Genomic DNA, 15,896 nt, shown 5'->3' with positions numbered 1-15,896 from the left:
CGGGTCAGCAGCCACCCGCCACAGCCGGGAGGACCACGACCTGGTCGCCGTCCTTGAGCTCGGCGTCGAGACCGCCGATGAAACGGACGTCCTCGTCGTTGATGTAGACGTTGACGAAGCGGCGCAGGTCGCCGTTGTCGATGAGGCGCTCCTTGATGCCGGAGTGGTTCGCCTCGAGGTCGTCGATGAGGGCGCTCAGGGTCTTGCCCTCGGCGCTGACTGCCTTCTCACCGGCGGTGTAGGTGCGGAGGATGGTCGGGATCTTGACCTCGATGGCCATGGGTTCTCCTAGCTGGATGTTTCAGGATGCGTCACGACAACGTCGCGACGATGTTGATTTCTTCCTCGGTGACGTTGCCGTCGACGATGCGGTACGAGCGGAACTCGACAGGTCCGTCGTCGTTCCCGTGGTCTCGGGTGCTGACCAGCACGTAGTGCGCGTTCGGCTCCATGGCCAGCCCGATGTCGGTGCGCGAGGGGTAGGCCTCGGTCGCCGTGTGGGAGTGGTAGACGATCACCGGCTCCTCGTCGTTCGCGTCCATCTCCTTGTAGAGCTGGAGCAGATCGGTGGAGTCGAACTCGTAGAAGGTCGGCGAGCCGGCGGCGTTGATCATCTCGATGAACCGCTCCGGCCGGTCGGACCCCTCGGGTCCCGCGACGATCCCGCACGCCTCGTCGGGATGGTCGCGCTTGGCGTGGGCGACGATCGCGTCGTACGTCGCCTGGTCGATGGTCAGCACGGGTCTCAGCCTAGGCGGACGCGGGCCGGATCCCGAACGTGACCGGTCCTCGGACTCCGGCCGGCTGCCGCCGGCCAGCGTGCTAGGCGACCTCGGCCAGGCCACCACGTACGAGGTCGGCATAGGCACCGCCGCGCAGCAGCAGCTCCTCGTGGGTGCCGACCTCGACGACCCGGCCGTGGTCGAGCACCGCGATCTGGTCGGCGTCGCGGACGGTCGAGAGACGGTGGGCGATGGTGATCGTCGTCCGCCCCTCCGCCAGGCGGTCCAGAGCCGCCTGGACCTCGCGCTCGGTGGTGTTGTCGAGCGCCGAGGTGGCCTCGTCGAGCACGAGCACGCGGGGGTCGCGCAGCAGTGTGCGGGCGATCGCCAGCCGCTGCTGCTCGCCGCCGGAGAAGCGGTGGCCGCGGGAGCCGACGACCGTGTCGTAGCCGTCGGGGAGGTCGACGATCAGGTCGTGGATCCGGGCCGCACGGGCGGCCGCCTCGATCTCGGCGTCGGTCGCCCCGGGGCGGGCGTGGCGCAGGTTGTCCCGGACGCTCGCGTGGAGCAGGTAGGTCTCCTGGGTGACCATGCCGACGTTGGCGGCCAGGTCGGCGAGGGTCAGGTCGCGCAGGTCGACCCCGTCGAGCAGCACCCGGCCGGAGGTCGGGTCGTGCAGTCGCGCGACCATCCCCGCGAGCGTCGACTTGCCCGACCCGGTGGCCCCGACCAGCGCCAGCGAGCCGCCGGCGGGCACCCGCAGCGAGATGTGCTCGAGGACGGGCTGCGAGCCGTCGTAGGAGAACCCGACGTCGTCGAGGACGACCTCCCCGCGGGCCTCGCCCAGCGACACCGGCGAGGCCGGGTCGTCGATCTCGACCGGCAGGTCGAGGTACTCGAAGATCCGGGAGAAGAGGGCCAGGGAGGAGGTCACGTCGACCCCGACGTTGAGCAGCCCCATCAGCGGCCGGAAGAGCGAGCCCTGGAGCGAGACGAAGGCGACCAGGGTGCCGATGGTCAGCGCGCCGGAGGTCACCGGGAACCCGGCGGCGAGGTAGAGGGCGGCCGGCACCGCGGCGAAGACCACCTGCATGGTCGCCATCCGCCACCGGCCGGCGAGCTGGCTGCGTACCTCCAGACCGACGAGGTCCTGAGAGGTCTGCTCGAAGCGGGAGGCCAGGGCCGGTGCGGCACCGAGGGTCTTGGTCAGCAGGATGCCGCTGACCGAGAGGCCCTCCTCGACCTGCACGTGCAGGTCGGCCATCTTCGCCTGACGCTGCGACGTCACCGCGTAGCGCATCTGCGCCACCTTGCGAGTGGTCCACACCGCCGGCGGCAGCACCACCAGCGAGATCAGCGCGAGCCGCCAGTTGAGCGCCATCATCGCGACGACGGTGCCGACCACGACGGTGACGTTGGCCGCGATCGAGGTCGCGGTCGAGGTGACCACCGACTGCATCGAGCCGATGTCGTTGACCATCCGGGACTGCACCTCGCCACCTCGCGTACGGGTGAAGAAGTCGAGCGACTGGCGCTGCAGGTGCCCGAAGAGGTCGGTACGCAGACGGTGCATGACCCGCTGGCCGACCTCGGTCGAGATCAGCGTCTGGGCCACCCCGAGGGCGGCGGAGGCGATGGCGATGAGCACCATCGCGGCGACGCAGAGCACGAGCAGCGTGGTGTCGCCCTCGGGCAGCGCGGTGTCGATGACGTGCTTGACCAGGAACGGCTGCGCCAGACCGATCACGGAGCTGGCCACGATCAGCGCGACGACGAGAAGCAGGCGCCCACGGTAGGGCGCGAAGAGCCGCGCGATCCGCCGCAGCGAGACCGGCTTGGCCTCGAGCTGCGCGCGGTCGGCGCGTTTGGAGCCGGGATCCCGGGCGGAGCGGCGGGACTCGCCGGTCGACTTGTACGGGTGCGGGTCACTCATTCGAACACCTCGTTCCTATTTACTGAGGTTTCCTCACAATGAGGCTAACGCACGATGGGTTAGGGTTATTCCTGTGGACGAGACCGCCGACCTGCTGATGGCGGCAGCGCGCACCCTTCGCCGCCGCTACGGCGACGCGACCGCCCGCTGGGGGATCACCCCGTCACAGGGTCGCGCCCTGCGGATCGTGCTCGCCGTCGACGAGCCGATCCGGCTCTCGGCCCTCGCCGAGCGGCTCCGCATCGTCCCGAGGTCGGCCACCGAGGTCGTCGACGGGCTCGAGGGCCACGACCTGGTCTCGCGCCGACCCGATCCGGCCGACCGCCGGGCCGTCTGCGTGGTCGCGACCGAGGAGGGCGTACGCCTCGGACGGCTGATCGAGGAGGCCCGTCAGCAGGCGGCCGACGAGTTCCTGCAGCCCCTGCCCGAGGAGGACCGGGCGGCGCTCACGCGCATCCTGCACACGCTGCTCGACGACCGCTAGTCAGGACGCTGCGAACAGGGCCTCGACGATGGTCTCCTGCAGGATCCCGACCCACTGGTAGATGCCGTAGACCTGGCCGGCGGGGTCGTCGTCGGGCAGCGAGTCCCAGAAGTCCTCGTCGCCCTCCTCGACCCCGAGCCGGGTGGCGAGGGCGAGCCGGATGTCGGTGAAGGAGCGCATCCACGCCTCGGCGTCACCGATCGAGAGCTCGACGTCGATCACCAGACCGTCCTCGTCGAGCTCGGGCGGGAGCCCGGCCTCTTCCAGGGAGTCGATGATCGTGGAAGCGGCACGGGCCTTGCCGTCGCGCAGCCCGCTCTCGGTGTAGCGCCGGAACTCCCCGGCCGCCTCGGTGTCGTCACCGTAGGCGGACGGGAAGAGCCGCTTCAGGACCGGGTCCTCGGGCTCGGTGGTCGGACCCGAGAAGTCGAGCAGCGCCTCGAGCGGGTCCTCGCTCTCGGCCGGCGCGGCGACCTCGTTGCGCAGCAGCTCGACGAGCTGGGAGGCCAGCGAGCGGAGCAGGTCGGCCTCGAACCCGGAGAAGGTCGCGATGATCTGCTTGCTGCGGCGGTGGTAGCTGAAGCCGCCCATCAATCCTGCTTCTCCAGGGTCGCCCACAACCCGTACTCGTGCATCGCCTGGACGTCGCGCTCCATCTCCTCGCGAGAACCGGTGGAGACGGCCGACTTGCCGTCGTTGTGCACCTCCATCATCAGCTTCTCCGACTTCTTCTTGGAGTAGCCGAAGTACTTCTGGAAGACGAAGGTGACGTACGACATCAGGTTGACCGGATCGTTCCAGACGATGGTCACCCACGGGGTCGCGGGCGCGACGAGGTCGGAGACCTCGGGCTCGTCGAGCTCCACAGGGCTTGGCGCGCTCATGCCGCCACCTCCGTAGCGCAAGCGCGAGAATACGGACCCGGCGACATGAGGATCCCGATGATCACTCGCTGGCGCTCGCTCATACTCTCCATCGTGCCACGATGTGTCCGTGGACTCGACAGCGGACTCGACCGCACTCCTGACAGATCACTACGAGCTGACCATGCTCCAGGCCGCCCTGAAGGCCGGCACCGCGGAGCGCCGGGCCGTCTTCGAGCTGTTCCCCCGCCGGCTCGCCGGCGGGCGCCGCTACGGCGTCGTGGGCGGCGTCGGCCGGGCCCTCGACGCCATCGAGGCGTTCCGCTTCGACACCGAGCAGCTGGCGGTGCTGGAGGGCGTGGTCGACGGCCCGACGCTGGAGTGGCTGGCCGGCTACCGCTTCACCGGCGACGTGTGGGGGTACGCCGAGGGCGAGACGTTCTTCCCGCAGTCGCCGCTGGTCGTGGTGGAGGCCAGCTTCGCCGAGGCGGTCGTCCTGGAGACCGTGCTGCTCTCGATCTACAACCACGACTCGGCCATCGCCACCGCCGCGTCCCGGATGACCATGGCCGCCGGCGAGCGGCCCTGCATCGAGATGGGCTCGCGGCGCACCCACGAGGCGGCCGCGGTCGCCGCCGCCCGGGCTGCCTACGTGGCCGGGTTCACCGCCACCTCCAACCTGGCCGCCCTCGCCCGCTTCGGGGTGCCCACCACCGGCACCTCCGCGCACTCCTTCACGCTCCTGCACGACTCCGAGGAGCAGGCCTTCCAGGCCCAGATCGCCTCGCTCGGCAAGGGCACCACGCTGCTCGTGGACACCTACGACATCACCGAGGCGGTGGCGAAGGCGGTCGAGCTCGCCGGTCCCGAGCTCGGTGCCGTGCGGATCGACTCCGGCGACCTGGGGCAGCTCGCCCATGACGTACGCCGCCAGCTCGACGAGCTCGGCGCCACCGAGACGAAGATCATCGTCACCAGCGACCTGGACGAGTACGCGATCGCCGGCCTGGCGGCCGCCCCGGTCGACGGCTACGGCGTCGGCACCCAGCTGGTCACCGGCTCCGGCCACCCGACCGCGGGTTTCGTCTACAAGCTGGTCGCCCGGGAGGGCGCCTCCGGCGACCTGGAGCCGGTCGCCAAGAAGAGCGCGGCGAAGACCTCGATCGGTGGCCGCAAGTACGCCCTGCGCCGCCGCGACCGCAAGGACGTCGCCGACGCCGAGGTGATCGGCATCGGCACCCCGGCGGCCGGTGACCACAACGACCGGCCGCTGCTCACCCAGCTGGTCAAGGGCGGCGAGATCGTCGGGCGCGAGCCCCTCGACGCCGCCCGCGACCGCCACCGCGCCTCGGTCGAGGAGCTGCCCGTGATCGCCCACTCGCTGCTGAAGGGCGACCCGGCGATCCCGACGCTCTTCCAGTGACGCCGGATCCTCCAGCGCTACCGGGCTAGGCTGACGAGCATGACGCGTGCACTGATCGTGGTCGACGTACAGAACGACTTCTGCGAGGGCGGGTCCCTGGCCGTCGAGGGCGGCGCCCGGGTGGCCTACGACATCGGTCAGCTGCTGCGGGAGCGGGCGGCGAGCAAGGAGCCGGAGCAGACGTACGGGCTCGTGGTGGCCACCAAGGACCACCACATCGACCCGGGCGACCACTTCGGCAACCCTCCCGACTTCGTCGACTCCTGGCCCGCCCACTGTGTGGTCGGCACCGACGGCGAGGCCTTCCACCCCAACCTCGACCCGGTCACCTTCGACGAGATCTTCCGCAAGGGCGAGTACGCCGCGGCCTACTCCGGCTTCGAGGGTGCGGCCACCAGCGGCACCGGCCTGACCGACTGGCTGCGCGCCCACGGCGTCGAGGAGGTCGACGTGTGCGGGCTGGCGACCGACTACTGCGTACGCGCCACCGCGCTCGACGCCCAGGCCGCCGGTTTCCACACCAGGCTGCTCTCGGATCTGGCCGCAGGCGTGGCGAAGGCGTCCACCGCGACGGCGCTGGAGGAGATGCGAGCCGCCGGGGTAACGGTCTCGTGACAGAATCGAGAATTTTCGGCAGATAGCCCTTTCCAGAAGGTCTATTCTCTCTCGAATGGCTCCGATCTCGGCGACAGCCCCTCTTCGCCAACCCCACTTTCGGTGGTTCTTCGCATCCCGCTCCATCAACATGGTGGGCAACTTCATGGCGCCCGTGGCGCTCGCCTTCGCGGTCCTGGAGGTGAGCGACGCCCCGATAGCGATCGGCGCCGTCCTCGCGGCGCGCACCATCCCGATGATCGTCTTCATGCTCATCGGCGGCGTCCTCGCCGACCGGGTGGGCCGGGCGCGGATCCTGTTCGCCTCCAACCTGGTCTCCGGGGCGAGCCAGGCCGCCGTGGCCGTGCTGGTGATCAGCGGCTATGCCGAGCTGTGGCATCTGATCGTCCTCTCCGCCGTCAACGGCATCGTCTCCGCCGCCGGCCTCCCCGCCCAGCAGGGGATCATCCCGCTCGTGGTGCCGCGCACCATGCTGCAGGAGGCCAACGTGCTGATGTCGCTGACCCGGGCCGTCGTCGCGGTCGCCGGCCCCGGCACCGCCGGCCTGCTCGTCCTCAGCGTTGGCGCGGGCTGGGCGCTCGCGCTCGACGCCGCCACCTGGATCGTCGCCGCGCTGCTCCTGCTGCCGGTCAAGATCAGCGGCACGGTGAGCAAGTCCTCGGTCGTGGGCGACCTGCGCCTGGGCTGGGACTACTTCCGCACCACCACCTGGTTGTGGCTCTGCGTCGGCGCCGCCACCGTGCTCAACGCCCTCTACGAGGGCGGCCTGCTCACCCTCGGCCCGCAGCGCGCCGAGGGGTCGTCGCTCGGCGCCGGCGGCTGGGGGCTGCTCCTCACCTTCCAGGGCATCGGCGTGCTCGTCGCGACGATCGTGCTGATGAAGGTCCGGCTCGAGCGTCCACTCTTCTTCGGCATGCTCGGGATGGCCCTGTTCGGGCTCCCGATCGCGGCCCTCGGCTTCTCCACCCACCTCGGGGTGCTGCTGCCGGCTGCCGCGCTCTCCGGAGCCGGGATCCAGGTCTTCAGCCTCGGCTGGCAGCTCTCGATGCAGGAGAACGTCCCGAGCGACCTGCTCTCCCGGGCCTCCTCCTACGACCAGCTCGGCACCTACATCGCGATCCCGATCGGCCAGCTGGCGATGGGGCCGCTGGCCGCCGCGTTCGGGATCGAGACCATCCTCGCGGTCGCCGGCATCGCCTACGTGCTGATCTCGCTGGCGACGCTGCTGAGCCCGGCCGTACGCCGGCTCGCCCGCGTCTCCTTCCCGGCGCCGGAGACCAACGGCGCTGCGGCGTAGCGCCTCAGGCCCACTTGTCGGCGAGCGTGCGGATCACGTTGACGTTGCGGTTGGTGCTGACCGCGATATGACGCTCCACCACGGCGTTGTCGATCTTCGTCTTGTGGACGTTCTCGGTGAGCAGGTGGACGGCTCGGCCGATGACGTAGACCCGCTCGTCCTCCCCCGCCCGGGCGACCAGAGCGTCGCGGGAGCTGGAGTCGCTGTGCTCCTTGCACAGGAAGACGTACTGCCGGCCCTCGTGGCCCATCCCGACCGCGGTGGCGTCGTTGGCGATCACCTTCAGCTCGGCCGGGGTGGTGCAGATCGTCGGCACCTCGAAGAAGCGGTCGGCCGCGAAGGCCTCCTCCAAGATCGCCTCCATCTCGGCCCGGTCGCCGACCGGATGGTCGAAGCGTACGTTGCCGGTGTTGATGTAGGTCTCGACGTCGGTCCCACCCGCCCTCACGACCGCGGCGACGATCGCCGCCTTGGGAAACTTCCGGGTCGCGCCGAGATTGATCGCGCGCAGGAACGCGATCCAGGTGTGCCGTTCCGTAGTCATTCTCAGATAGTCTCCACCCCGTCCACCGCGCCGCAACCCCGATTCTGGATTCGACGATGCCCTCTCAGCAGCTGCTCCCCTCGGCACTCCCGACCGACTCGGGCTCCGTCTCCGCGGAGACCCTCGAGCTCTCCAGCGACCTGGTCGTCTTCGCGGCGCGGCTCATGCGAGTCGTACGTCGTGCGCTCGACCTGCCGGCCAGCGTCCGGGTCCTCACCATCCTCGACGCCATCGGACCGCTCGGCATCACCGACCTGGCCCGCGCCGACGGCTGCTCACAGCCGACGATGTCGGCTCAGATCGCCCACCTGGTGCAGACCGGGCTGGTCAGCAAGGAGCCCAACCCGGCCGATGCCCGGGCGAGCCTGGTGACGCTGACCGACGCCGGCCGGGCCGACCTCGCCGACGTGCGCGAGCGGATCTCCAGCCTCATCGCCGAGCGCCTGGAGTCGCGCCAGCGCACCCAGGCCGACCTCGAGGCCGCCGTCGCCGTGCTGCGCGACCTGGTCGAGGGCGACGCTCCGGAGGGGTCCCCGGAGAGCTAGGCCGAGCCCCTGGCTGCCCAGTCGCGCAGCGTGTCGATCCGGGCCCGCAGCTGCTCGGCGTTGGCGACCGCGGCGGGCGGGCCGCCGCACTCCTTGCGCAGCCGGTTGTGGGTGACGCCGTGGGGCGTCTTGGTGCGGTGGTGCCAGGCGGCGACCAGACCGTTGAGCTCGCGCCGGAGCACGGCCAGCTGCTCGTGGGCGGCGACCGCGGCGACGGGTTCGTCGGCCGCGACCGGTGCCGAGCCGCTGGACTTCTGCTTGCGGGCCCGTTCGCTCTGCCGCTGCTGGAGCAGCGTCCTCATCTGGTCGGTATCGAGCAGACCCGGGATGCCGAGGAAGTCCATCTCCTCCTCGGAGCCGACATGGACCTCGCCGGAGTGGCCGAACTCGCCACCGTCGAAGAGCACCCGGTCGAAGCGCGCCTCCGACCCCATGGCCTCCCAGGCTCCGAGCTCCTCCTCGGAGGCGCCCTCCTCGGCGTTGGCCGCAGCCATCAGCGCGTCCTCCGCCGCGAAGATGTCATCCTCGCTGGTGACCTTCTTGCCGAGCACGTGGTCGCGCTGCATCTCCAGCTCGGAGGCGAAGCCGAGCAGGTTGGGCACCGACGGCAGGAAGACCGAGGCGGTCTCCCCTCGCGTACGTGCTCGGACGAAGCGCCCGACCGCCTGCGCGAAGAAGAGCGGCGTGGAGGTGGTGGTGGCGTAGACGCCGACCGCCAGCCGGGGCACGTCGACGCCCTCGGAGACCATCCGGACCGCGACCATCCAGCGGTCGTCGGACTCGGAGAACTTGGCGATCTTCTTCGAGCCCGCCTTCTCGTCGGAGAGGACGACCGTGGCGCTCTGACCGGTGATGGCCTTCAACGTCTTGGCGTAGGACCGTGCGGAGTCCTGGTCGGTCGCGATGACCAGGCCGCCCGCGTCGGGGACGTGGCGGCGCACCTCCGTCAGCCGCTTGTCGGCAGCGGCGAGCACCGAGGGGATCCAGGAACCGGCCGGATCGAGGGCCGTACGCAGCGCCTGCGAGGTCAGGTCCTTGGTCAGCGGCTCGCCGAGGTGGGCGGCGATCTCGTCGCCTGCCCGGGTGCGCCACTGCATCTGTCCCGAGTAGGCCATGAACAGCACCGGACGGACGACGTGGTCGCGCAGCGCCTCGGCATAGCCGTAGGTGTAGTCGGCCGCGGAGCGGGGGATGCCGTCGTGACCGGGCGCGTAGGTGACGAACGGGATCGGGTTGGTGTCGGAGCGGAACGGGGTGCCGGTCAGCGCCAGCCGGCGCGCGGCGGGCTCGAAGGCCTCCCGGATGCCGTCGCCCCATGACAGCGCGTCGCCCGCGTGGTGGACCTCGTCGAGGATGACCAGCGTCTTGAACCGCTCGGTGCGGATGCGCATCGCCAGCGGGTTGACCGCCACCCCGGCGTACGTCACCGCGATGCCGACGTAGTCGGCCGAGGTCTTGCCCTGGCCTGCCGAGTAGGTCGGGTCGATCGGGATCCCGGCCCGCGCGGCCGCCTCGGCCCACTGGACCTTGAGGTGCTCGGTGGGCGCGACGATCGTGACCCGGTCGACCAGCCTGCGGCCGAGGAGCTCGGCGGCGACGGTCAGCGCGAAGGTCGTCTTTCCCGCGCCGGGCGTCGCCACGGCGAGGAAGTCACGCGGCTGGTCGGTGAGATATCGAGACAGCGCCTCCTGCTGCCAAGCACGGAGCTTGGGCGCGGTGCCCCACGCGGCCTTGTTCGGCCACGCGGGAGTGAGAGCGCCGGGAAGATCGGCACTGTTCACTCGTCGTCGCCCTCGCCGCCGCCGGGCGACATCTCCTCGAAGATCTCCTTGCAGTCGGGGCAGACCGGGAACTTGGACCCGTCGCGGCTCGGCACCCAGACCTTGCCGCACAGCGCGACCACGGGAGTGCCCATGACCATCGCCTCGGTCAGCTTGTCCTTCTCCACGTAGTGGGAGTAGCGGTCGTGGTCACCCTCCTCGGTGGGGACGTCTTGATGCCTGACGTCCTCCCGTTCCTTGACGGCTTCTTTCGTGCCGAATCCCAGGATGCCCATGTCTCCCAGTCTACTGGTCGGTCAGTTGAGTTCCGGATCGGGCGGGCGCGTGGCGTGGAAGGCGAGCTCCCCCGGCTGGCGTCTGAGCACCGCCGACCACATCGTGCTCACGTCGTCCAGGAACGCGTCGTAGGGCTCGCTGTCGACGACGTACCAGGAGCCTTCCTCCACCTCACCCTCGAGCTGAGCGGCTCCCCAGCCGGCGTACCCGGCGAAGATCCGCAGCCGCGACAGGGTGCCGTCGACGAGCTCCACGGGCGTGTCGAGATCGAGGAGCCCGAGCCGTCCCACCACCGGCCGGAAGCCCAGCGGCGGGTCGTCGGAGTCGACCAGGAGCGCGACCGCGATCGCGGCGTCCTTGCTCACCGGTCCGCCCTGGAAGAGGACGTCGGGCACGGCGACGGAGGTCGCCCAGGGGTGCAGCACCTCGGCAACCGGCACCGGCGAGGGGCGGTTGAGCACCACGCCCAGCGCTCCGTCGGCGTTGACCTCGATGAGCAGCACCACGGTGTCGACGAAGTTGGGGTCGCGCAGCTCCGGGGTGGCTACCAACAGCCGCCCGGCGCGTACGTCCTTCTGCTCCGTCATGACGCCATGATCGCATCACCCGGGACACGTCGGGCGCAACAAGAAACCAACAATGCAGACCGAGCGGAACGAGACACGAAAAGACCCCGGGGCCGGCGCTTGGGAGATGCGGAAGGGAGTCCGCGGGGAGGGAGCGCACCGGCACCCGGGGCCTGGTCAGAGGGCCGTCGGCAGCCTCAGGCGGCCAGCCGGACGGAGCGGAGCATGTCGACGAGGCCGGCGAACGGCTTGCGCTCGGGGGTCCGCACGCTCGGTACGTACTCGGCGCGGGCACGCGCTTCGATCATCGAGCCGATCCGGACGCACTCGGCGTCCGCGTAGGCGCCGCGGCCGGCCATCACCGCGAGGGTGACGCGCTCCTTGGCCTGCGACTTCGCCAGGGCCACGGCCATCGCGTCGTCGGCGGGCCGCTCGTAGTAGTGGTCGAGGACTGCGCGGAGACCCGGCAGATCGTCGGCGGCGGCATGCCAGGCGCCGACGACGGCGTCCTCGAGATCCATCGGCTGCTTGGCGAGCTCGGCCTCGATACGGCCGGACAGGCGGGTGTGCCAGCGCAGCTGCAGCGCGGCGAGCAGGTCGAGCTCGTCGGTGAAGGTGTCGGCGACGCCGGGAAGATCCATGGGCAGCAGGCCGTCTCGACGCTCGTCGATGGCGGCGACCACGTCGCGGAGGATCTCCCCGCGCCTGTGATGGCTGGTCCAGCTCATTGTCGGCTCCTTGCGGAAGGTCGTCACTCACATACCGTGAGTACGTACCCATGGTATTGGACATACCGCCGGTATGGTCAATACCTGGGACGGTGATTCCGAACACGGCCGTTACAGTGGGCGGGTGGCAAAGTCGTCGGTGAGCAAGCTCGTCCCCAAGGTCCCCCCGCTTCCGTCGGTGCCCGGGATGTCTCGAAGGCAGCAGTTCTCCGCCTCGACCAAGCGGTCGCTGGTGGAGGTCGCCGAGCGGCTCTTCACCGAGCACGGCTATGCGAGCACCTCGCTGGATGCCATCGTCGCGGGCGCCGAGGTCACCAAGGGCGCGCTCTACCATCACTTCAGCGGCAAGCAGGCGCTCTTCGAGGTCGTCTTCGAGAAGGTCGAGGGCGCCACCGCGAAGCGCATCGACGCCGCCATGCGTGAGACGAAGGATCCCTGGGAGCAGGCCCGTGCCGGGCTGCGTACGTTCCTGGACGCCGTGCAGCAGCCCACCTACCGCCGCATCGTGGTGCAGGAGGGGCCGGCGGTGCTCGGCTACCAGCGCTACCGCGAGCAGGAGGAGCGCTCGACCTTCACCGTCGTCGAGGACATCGTCGCGGCCGTCCTGCGCGCCGACGGCCGCACCGTCGACGACGAGATCGTCGCGACCTTCGCCCGGCTCTTCTTCGGAGCGATGTCGGCCGCCGGCGAGTCCGTCACCGAGGCCGGCGACCCCGAGGAGGCCGCCGACCGCGTCGAGCTCGCGGTGACCTACCTGATCACCGGCATCCGCACCCTGATCGAGCAGGACATCCGGGTCGAGGACATGCGCTGAGGCGCGCTACTTGACGGTGACGCCGCCGGGCTCGACCTGGCCGTTGCCCTCGGGGATCAGGTCCAGCCACACCTTGCCCGGCGGAAGCTTGATCTCCTTGCCGGCCGCATCGGTGAGGGAGACGGTGCCGTTCTCGCCCTCCTTCTCCCAGGTCGCCTCGACGATCTGACCCTCACGCAGGATCCACGCCTTGCCGCGGCCGGTGAAGTGGGAGACGGGCACGATCGCGCCGCCCGGGTCCTTGTAGGGAGCGATGGTGGTCTTGGTCTGCGCGACCACGACGGTCTCGGCGAGGAACTGTCCGCCCTTGGACATGTAGTTGTTCTTCAGGCGGTACTTGCCGTTGCGGAAGACCCAGTTGTCGGTGCGCGCGTCGGAGAACCTCACGTCGACGGCCTTGGCGGGCTTGCCGCCGGCGAGCGTGGTGGTCGCGTCGCCCCAGGGAAAGAAGTCGTCGGGGCGCTTGGCGTCGCCGCCCTTGGCCTCCGCCTTGCCGGCCTTGGCGACCTTGCCGACCACGCTGTGCAGGAAATCGTGGGGCTTGCTGGTGTCGCGTACGACGTAGGGGGTGGACATGTCGATCCACTTCACGTCGTGCTTCTTCAGCTGGGCGAACGTGTAGGGAGCCGCGCCGCTGGTCATGATCTCGGCGCCGATGGGCGCAGCGATCCCGGCGTCGGTCGCCCGCATCGAGCGGACCGGGCCGGCCTCCTTCGGGAGCTGGGAGTAGTACGCCACGGCGAGCCGCGTCACGCCGCCCTCGACCAGCTCCTGGACGACCATGTCGGCCTTGGCGACGCCGTACTGCGGGTCGCTGGCCGCGGTGTTGTCGATCTTGACGATGTAGGCCGGGTGCTCGCGCTCCGCGGTCTGCCCCTTCGGGAGCTCGACGCCGGTCAGCGGCTCGTGGTCCGGCTCAGCGGGAGCGGACGGCGACGGCTTCGAGTCCGTGGGCTCGTCGGAGGAGCCGCAACCGGTCAGGACCAGCCCCGCGGCGGTCAGCGTCGCCGCTGCTCGCAGGAGGAACCCCGGGCGGGACGTGCGCATCATCAATCTCCATCTGCATCGGCTCAGTACCTAGACGAGAGTCAGACGGTAATCGTTGCACCCGATGTCGATGCGCCCGGGGTTCTGCTGCGGCGGGTCAGGCCACGGTCGCGCCGCCATCGACGTAGAGCGTCTGGCCGGTGATGTAGGAGGCCTCGTCGCTGGCCAGGAACGCGGCCGCGGCGGCGATGTCGGCGGGCTCGCCGACGCGCTTGACCGGGTTGGCGTCGGCCGAGAGCTTGCGGAACTCGTCCACGTCGAGGCCGAGGCGGGCCGCGGTCTGGTCGGTCATCTCGGTGGCGATGAACCCCGGCGCGATCGCGTTCACGTTGACGCCGAACGGGCCGAGCTCGAGGGCGAGGGTGCGGGTGAAGCCCTGCACACCGGCCTTGGCCGCCGAGTAGTTGGCCTGGCCACGGTTGCCGGTGGCCGAGGTGGAGGAGACGTTGATGATCTTGCCGTACTTCTGCTTCACGAAGACCGCCTGCGCGGCCTTGCTCATCAGGAAGTGACCCTTGAGGTGGACGTTCATGACCAGGTCCCAGTCGTCCTCGGTCATCTTGAAGAGCAGGTTGTCGCGGGTGATCCCGGCGTTGTTCATCAGGATGTGCAGGCCGCCGAGCTCCTCGACGACGCGGGCGACCGCGGCCTCGGTGTCGTCGGCCTTGGCGACGTTGGCGCCGATGCCGACCGACTTCGCACCCTCGGTGAGCGGGAGCTTCGCCGCGGCCTCCGCGGCGGCGGCTTCGTCGAGGTCGATGATCGCGACCGAAGCGCCTTCCTCGGCGAACCGCGTGGCGACCCCGAACCCGATCCCTCGCGCAGCACCGGTGATGACTGCGACTCGACCATCGAAACGACCCATGACCCAAACTCCTTCGTATGTGGCTCGGACCGGCAACGACGCGCGGCCCTCGCCGACAATAGCGAGGGCCGCGCGTGCTGTCGCGAGGTGTCTACTGATTGGTAACGGCGACCGGGCTCTCCAACCAGGCGTCTCGCGCCTGCACGGCGGAGTCGGGGTAGTCGGCGAAGAACGCGTCCACGTCCTCGTCGAGGAACGCGGTCACCTCGGCCGCGATGTCACCCTTCGTCAGCGGGTCGGTGCCGTTGCGGAAGTCGGCCGCCATGTACTTGTTCTCCTCACGCATCGTCCACACCACCACCTTCAGCCCCGCCTCGTGAGCGTCGGCGACGGTCTCGGTCGGACCGGTCAGATAACCGTCGGCACCCTGCGGCAGCACCCACTTCTTCTCGGGCGCGACCCAGTCGGCGTACGTCCTGATGTCGGCGAGCCCTTCCGGTGTGAGCATCTGCGCGTAGGTGAGCCCGGTGCCGGCCTCGACCTGGTCGTAGGGAGCGCCCGAGGCGCTGACCAGCTGCACGAGCGAGGCCTTCGTCAACCGGTCCATGTCCTCGAGGTTGCTGACCTCGAAGGACTGCACCAGGACCGGTGAGTCGTGCCGGTCGTACCCGTAGCGCTTGATCAGCTTCGCCAGCGGCTCCTCGAGCGAGAGGCCGATGGAGTCGAAGTACGTCGGGTGCTTGGTCTCCGGCGCGACCCGGATGGTCCGCCGCTCCCGCCTCGACTCCCGCTGGGCCAGCGCGAAGACCTCCGCGACCGTCGGCACCTCGAAGAGCCCGTCGTAGCGGGTGTTGCCCGGCCGCTCCCCCGGCAGCCGCTCCTTCGCCCGCAGCGTCTTGAGCTCGGCCAGGGTGAAGTCCTCGGTGAACCAGCCGGTGACGTCCTTGCCGTCGATCGTCTTCGTCGTCCGCCGGTCAGCGAACTCCGGATGCTCGGCCACATCCGTCGTGCCCGAGATCTGGTTCTCGTGGCGCGCCACCAGCACCCCGTCCTTCGTCGAGACCACGTCCGGCTCGATCACGTCCGCACCCATCTCGATCGCGACCTCGTACGCCGCCAGCGTGTGCTCCGGCCGGAAGCCCGACGCGCCCCGGTGGGCGATCACGAGCGGCTTCGTCTCGTCCTGCTTCTGCGCGGTCGGCGGGCTCTTCGTCGATGCCGCGACCGGGTCGGAGACCAGCACGGCTCCGGCGACGAGCAGACTCACCACCGCCGCGAACCCGCGGCGCATACTGGAGGCGGGCTTCAACATCATCATGCTCCCATCCCACTCGTTCCGAGAGTCTCTCGTGCGGGTGTCCCGTGAACGCCTCGTGACCGTCCGTCGACCGTCTCGAGTCGTCGGGCAAGTCTAGGGAACCGCCGCTCGTTCTGCTCTGGAATCGAGCCCCCT

At 69.9% G+C, this 15,896-nt stretch carries 19 protein-coding genes; 6 read left to right on the top strand and 13 right to left on the bottom strand.

Going from position 1 to position 15,896, the window contains the following annotated elements; genetic code table 11:
• Positions 1–4: 4 nt before the first annotated feature.
• The 3 genes from IEY81_RS09080 to IEY81_RS09070 all read right to left on the bottom strand — a co-directional run bounded on the left by IEY81_RS09080 (position 5) and on the right by IEY81_RS09070 (position 2,655).
• Entirely contained in the window at positions 5–280 is a 276-nt protein-coding gene (locus IEY81_RS09080; protein ID WP_008358635.1) for a MoaD family protein, read from the bottom strand.
• Between the two features lie 31 nt (positions 281–311).
• Positions 312–740: a M67 family metallopeptidase gene (locus IEY81_RS09075; protein ID WP_189118140.1), complete on the bottom strand. Its 429-nt coding sequence runs from the start codon at positions 738–740 to the stop codon at positions 312–314.
• Between the two features lie 82 nt (positions 741–822).
• Complete coding sequence (locus tag IEY81_RS09070; protein ID WP_189118139.1) at positions 823–2,655, bottom strand: ABC transporter ATP-binding protein; 1,833 nt, start codon at positions 2,653–2,655, stop codon at positions 823–825.
• Between the two features lie 73 nt (positions 2,656–2,728).
• Between IEY81_RS09070 and IEY81_RS09065 the strand changes: the two genes are divergently transcribed.
• The gene (locus IEY81_RS09065) at positions 2,729–3,139 is read left to right on the top strand and encodes a MarR family winged helix-turn-helix transcriptional regulator (RefSeq protein WP_229787572.1); all 411 of its coding nucleotides are present in this window, start codon (positions 2,729–2,731) and stop codon (positions 3,137–3,139) included.
• Here IEY81_RS09065 and IEY81_RS09060 read toward each other — a convergent pair whose 3' ends face one another.
• Together IEY81_RS09060 and clpS are read right to left on the bottom strand one after the other, a co-directional pair.
• Complete coding sequence (locus IEY81_RS09060; protein WP_189118138.1) at positions 3,140–3,730, bottom strand: DUF2017 domain-containing protein; 591 nt, start codon at positions 3,728–3,730, stop codon at positions 3,140–3,142. It lies immediately after the preceding gene.
• The gene (gene clpS, locus IEY81_RS09055) at positions 3,730–4,023 is read right to left on the bottom strand and encodes an ATP-dependent Clp protease adapter ClpS (protein ID WP_189118137.1); all 294 of its coding nucleotides are present in this window, start codon (positions 4,021–4,023) and stop codon (positions 3,730–3,732) included. Before clpS ends, IEY81_RS09060 begins: the two co-directional genes overlap by 1 nt.
• Before the next feature lie 109 nt (positions 4,024–4,132).
• Here clpS and IEY81_RS09050 point away from each other — a divergent pair, with 109 nt between their 5' ends.
• Genes IEY81_RS09050 through IEY81_RS09040 form a run of 3 tightly spaced genes read left to right on the top strand, consistent with a single transcriptional unit; the run spans position 4,133 to position 7,337 of the window.
• On the top strand, positions 4,133–5,425 hold the full coding sequence (locus IEY81_RS09050; protein ID WP_189118136.1) for a nicotinate phosphoribosyltransferase: 1,293 nt from the start codon (positions 4,133–4,135) through the stop codon (positions 5,423–5,425).
• Between the two features lie 30 nt (positions 5,426–5,455).
• The gene (locus IEY81_RS09045) at positions 5,456–6,040 is read left to right on the top strand and encodes a nicotinamidase (protein ID WP_444544148.1); all 585 of its coding nucleotides are present in this window, start codon (positions 5,456–5,458) and stop codon (positions 6,038–6,040) included.
• A 55-nt stretch (positions 6,041–6,095) separates the two neighbouring features.
• Entirely contained in the window at positions 6,096–7,337 is a 1,242-nt protein-coding gene (locus IEY81_RS09040) for an MFS transporter (protein WP_189118134.1), read from the top strand.
• 4 nt (positions 7,338–7,341) lie between these two features.
• Here the strand turns inward: IEY81_RS09040 and IEY81_RS09035 are convergent, their stop codons facing one another.
• Positions 7,342–7,881, bottom strand: a complete 540-nt coding sequence (locus tag IEY81_RS09035; RefSeq protein ID WP_189118133.1) for a DUF1697 domain-containing protein — start codon at positions 7,879–7,881, stop codon at positions 7,342–7,344.
• Positions 7,882–7,937: 56 nt separating this feature from the next.
• Between IEY81_RS09035 and IEY81_RS09030 the strand changes: the two genes are divergently transcribed.
• On the top strand, positions 7,938–8,426 hold the full coding sequence (locus IEY81_RS09030; RefSeq protein ID WP_189118132.1) for a MarR family winged helix-turn-helix transcriptional regulator: 489 nt from the start codon (positions 7,938–7,940) through the stop codon (positions 8,424–8,426).
• Here IEY81_RS09030 and IEY81_RS09025 read toward each other — a convergent pair.
• From IEY81_RS09025 to IEY81_RS09010, 4 genes are all read right to left on the bottom strand, one after another.
• On the bottom strand, positions 8,423–10,207 hold the full coding sequence (locus IEY81_RS09025; protein WP_189118131.1) for a DEAD/DEAH box helicase: 1,785 nt from the start codon (positions 10,205–10,207) through the stop codon (positions 8,423–8,425). The two genes, IEY81_RS09030 and IEY81_RS09025, sit on opposite strands and share 4 nt — an antisense overlap.
• Positions 10,204–10,482 (bottom strand): DUF3039 domain-containing protein, encoded by a 279-nt coding sequence (locus IEY81_RS09020; RefSeq protein WP_189118130.1) that lies wholly within the window; start codon positions 10,480–10,482, stop codon positions 10,204–10,206. The genes IEY81_RS09025 and IEY81_RS09020 overlap by 4 nt, the downstream gene beginning before the upstream one ends.
• A gap of 21 nt (positions 10,483–10,503) precedes the next feature.
• Positions 10,504–11,070 (bottom strand): YqgE/AlgH family protein, encoded by a 567-nt coding sequence (locus IEY81_RS09015; RefSeq protein WP_189118129.1) that lies wholly within the window; start codon positions 11,068–11,070, stop codon positions 10,504–10,506.
• A gap of 176 nt (positions 11,071–11,246) precedes the next feature.
• Positions 11,247–11,777, bottom strand: coding sequence for a hypothetical protein (locus IEY81_RS09010; protein ID WP_189118128.1), 531 nt, complete (start codon positions 11,775–11,777; stop codon positions 11,247–11,249).
• A gap of 124 nt (positions 11,778–11,901) precedes the next feature.
• Here IEY81_RS09010 and IEY81_RS09005 point away from each other — a divergent pair, with 124 nt between their 5' ends.
• Positions 11,902–12,591: a TetR/AcrR family transcriptional regulator gene (locus tag IEY81_RS09005; RefSeq protein WP_229787570.1), complete on the top strand. Its 690-nt coding sequence runs from the start codon at positions 11,902–11,904 to the stop codon at positions 12,589–12,591.
• 6 nt (positions 12,592–12,597) lie between these two features.
• Here IEY81_RS09005 and IEY81_RS09000 read toward each other — a convergent pair whose 3' ends face one another.
• The 3 genes from IEY81_RS09000 to IEY81_RS08990 all read right to left on the bottom strand — a co-directional run bounded on the left by IEY81_RS09000 (position 12,598) and on the right by IEY81_RS08990 (position 15,761).
• Complete coding sequence (locus tag IEY81_RS09000) at positions 12,598–13,638, bottom strand: DUF3048 domain-containing protein (RefSeq protein ID WP_189118127.1); 1,041 nt, start codon at positions 13,636–13,638, stop codon at positions 12,598–12,600.
• A gap of 97 nt (positions 13,639–13,735) precedes the next feature.
• Positions 13,736–14,503, bottom strand: a complete 768-nt coding sequence (locus IEY81_RS08995; RefSeq protein ID WP_189118126.1) for an SDR family NAD(P)-dependent oxidoreductase — start codon at positions 14,501–14,503, stop codon at positions 13,736–13,738.
• 91 nt (positions 14,504–14,594) lie between these two features.
• Entirely contained in the window at positions 14,595–15,761 is a 1,167-nt protein-coding gene (locus IEY81_RS08990) for a glycerophosphodiester phosphodiesterase (protein WP_229787568.1), read from the bottom strand.
• Positions 15,762–15,896: the final 135 nt, after the last annotated feature.

This window comes from Nocardioides luteus (assembly GCF_014648595.1).
Classification (GTDB): domain Bacteria; phylum Actinomycetota; class Actinomycetes; order Propionibacteriales; family Nocardioidaceae; genus Nocardioides; species Nocardioides luteus.
The sequence above is the reverse complement of the archived record's forward strand: the minus strand, read 5'-3'. Positions and strand labels throughout refer to the sequence as shown.

Excerpts from the sequence above, each read along its gene's own strand:
- IEY81_RS09070 (WP_189118139.1), bottom strand. The coding sequence starts at position 2,655 with ATGAGTGACCCGCACCCGTACAAGTCGACCGGCGAGTCCCGCCGCTCC.
- IEY81_RS09020 (WP_189118130.1), bottom strand. The coding sequence starts at position 10,482 with ATGGGCATCCTGGGATTCGGCACGAAAGAAGCCGTCAAGGAACGGGAG.
- IEY81_RS09015 (WP_189118129.1), bottom strand. The coding sequence starts at position 11,070 with ATGACGGAGCAGAAGGACGTACGCGCCGGGCGGCTGTTGGTAGCCACC.
- IEY81_RS09000 (WP_189118127.1), bottom strand. The coding sequence starts at position 13,638 with ATGCGCACGTCCCGCCCGGGGTTCCTCCTGCGAGCAGCGGCGACGCTG.
- IEY81_RS09080 (WP_008358635.1), bottom strand. The coding sequence starts at position 280 with ATGGCCATCGAGGTCAAGATCCCGACCATCCTCCGCACCTACACCGCC.
- IEY81_RS09060 (WP_189118138.1), bottom strand. The coding sequence starts at position 3,730 with ATGGGCGGCTTCAGCTACCACCGCCGCAGCAAGCAGATCATCGCGACC.
- IEY81_RS09040 (WP_189118134.1), top strand. The coding sequence starts at position 6,096 with ATGGCTCCGATCTCGGCGACAGCCCCTCTTCGCCAACCCCACTTTCGG.
- IEY81_RS09035 (WP_189118133.1), bottom strand. The coding sequence starts at position 7,881 with ATGACTACGGAACGGCACACCTGGATCGCGTTCCTGCGCGCGATCAAT.
- IEY81_RS09030 (WP_189118132.1), top strand. The coding sequence starts at position 7,938 with ATGCCCTCTCAGCAGCTGCTCCCCTCGGCACTCCCGACCGACTCGGGC.
- IEY81_RS08990 (WP_229787568.1), bottom strand. The coding sequence starts at position 15,761 with ATGATGATGTTGAAGCCCGCCTCCAGTATGCGCCGCGGGTTCGCGGCG.
- IEY81_RS09010 (WP_189118128.1), bottom strand. The coding sequence starts at position 11,777 with ATGAGCTGGACCAGCCATCACAGGCGCGGGGAGATCCTCCGCGACGTG.
- clpS (WP_189118137.1), bottom strand. The coding sequence starts at position 4,023 with ATGAGCGCGCCAAGCCCTGTGGAGCTCGACGAGCCCGAGGTCTCCGAC.
- IEY81_RS08995 (WP_189118126.1), bottom strand. The coding sequence starts at position 14,503 with ATGGGTCGTTTCGATGGTCGAGTCGCAGTCATCACCGGTGCTGCGCGA.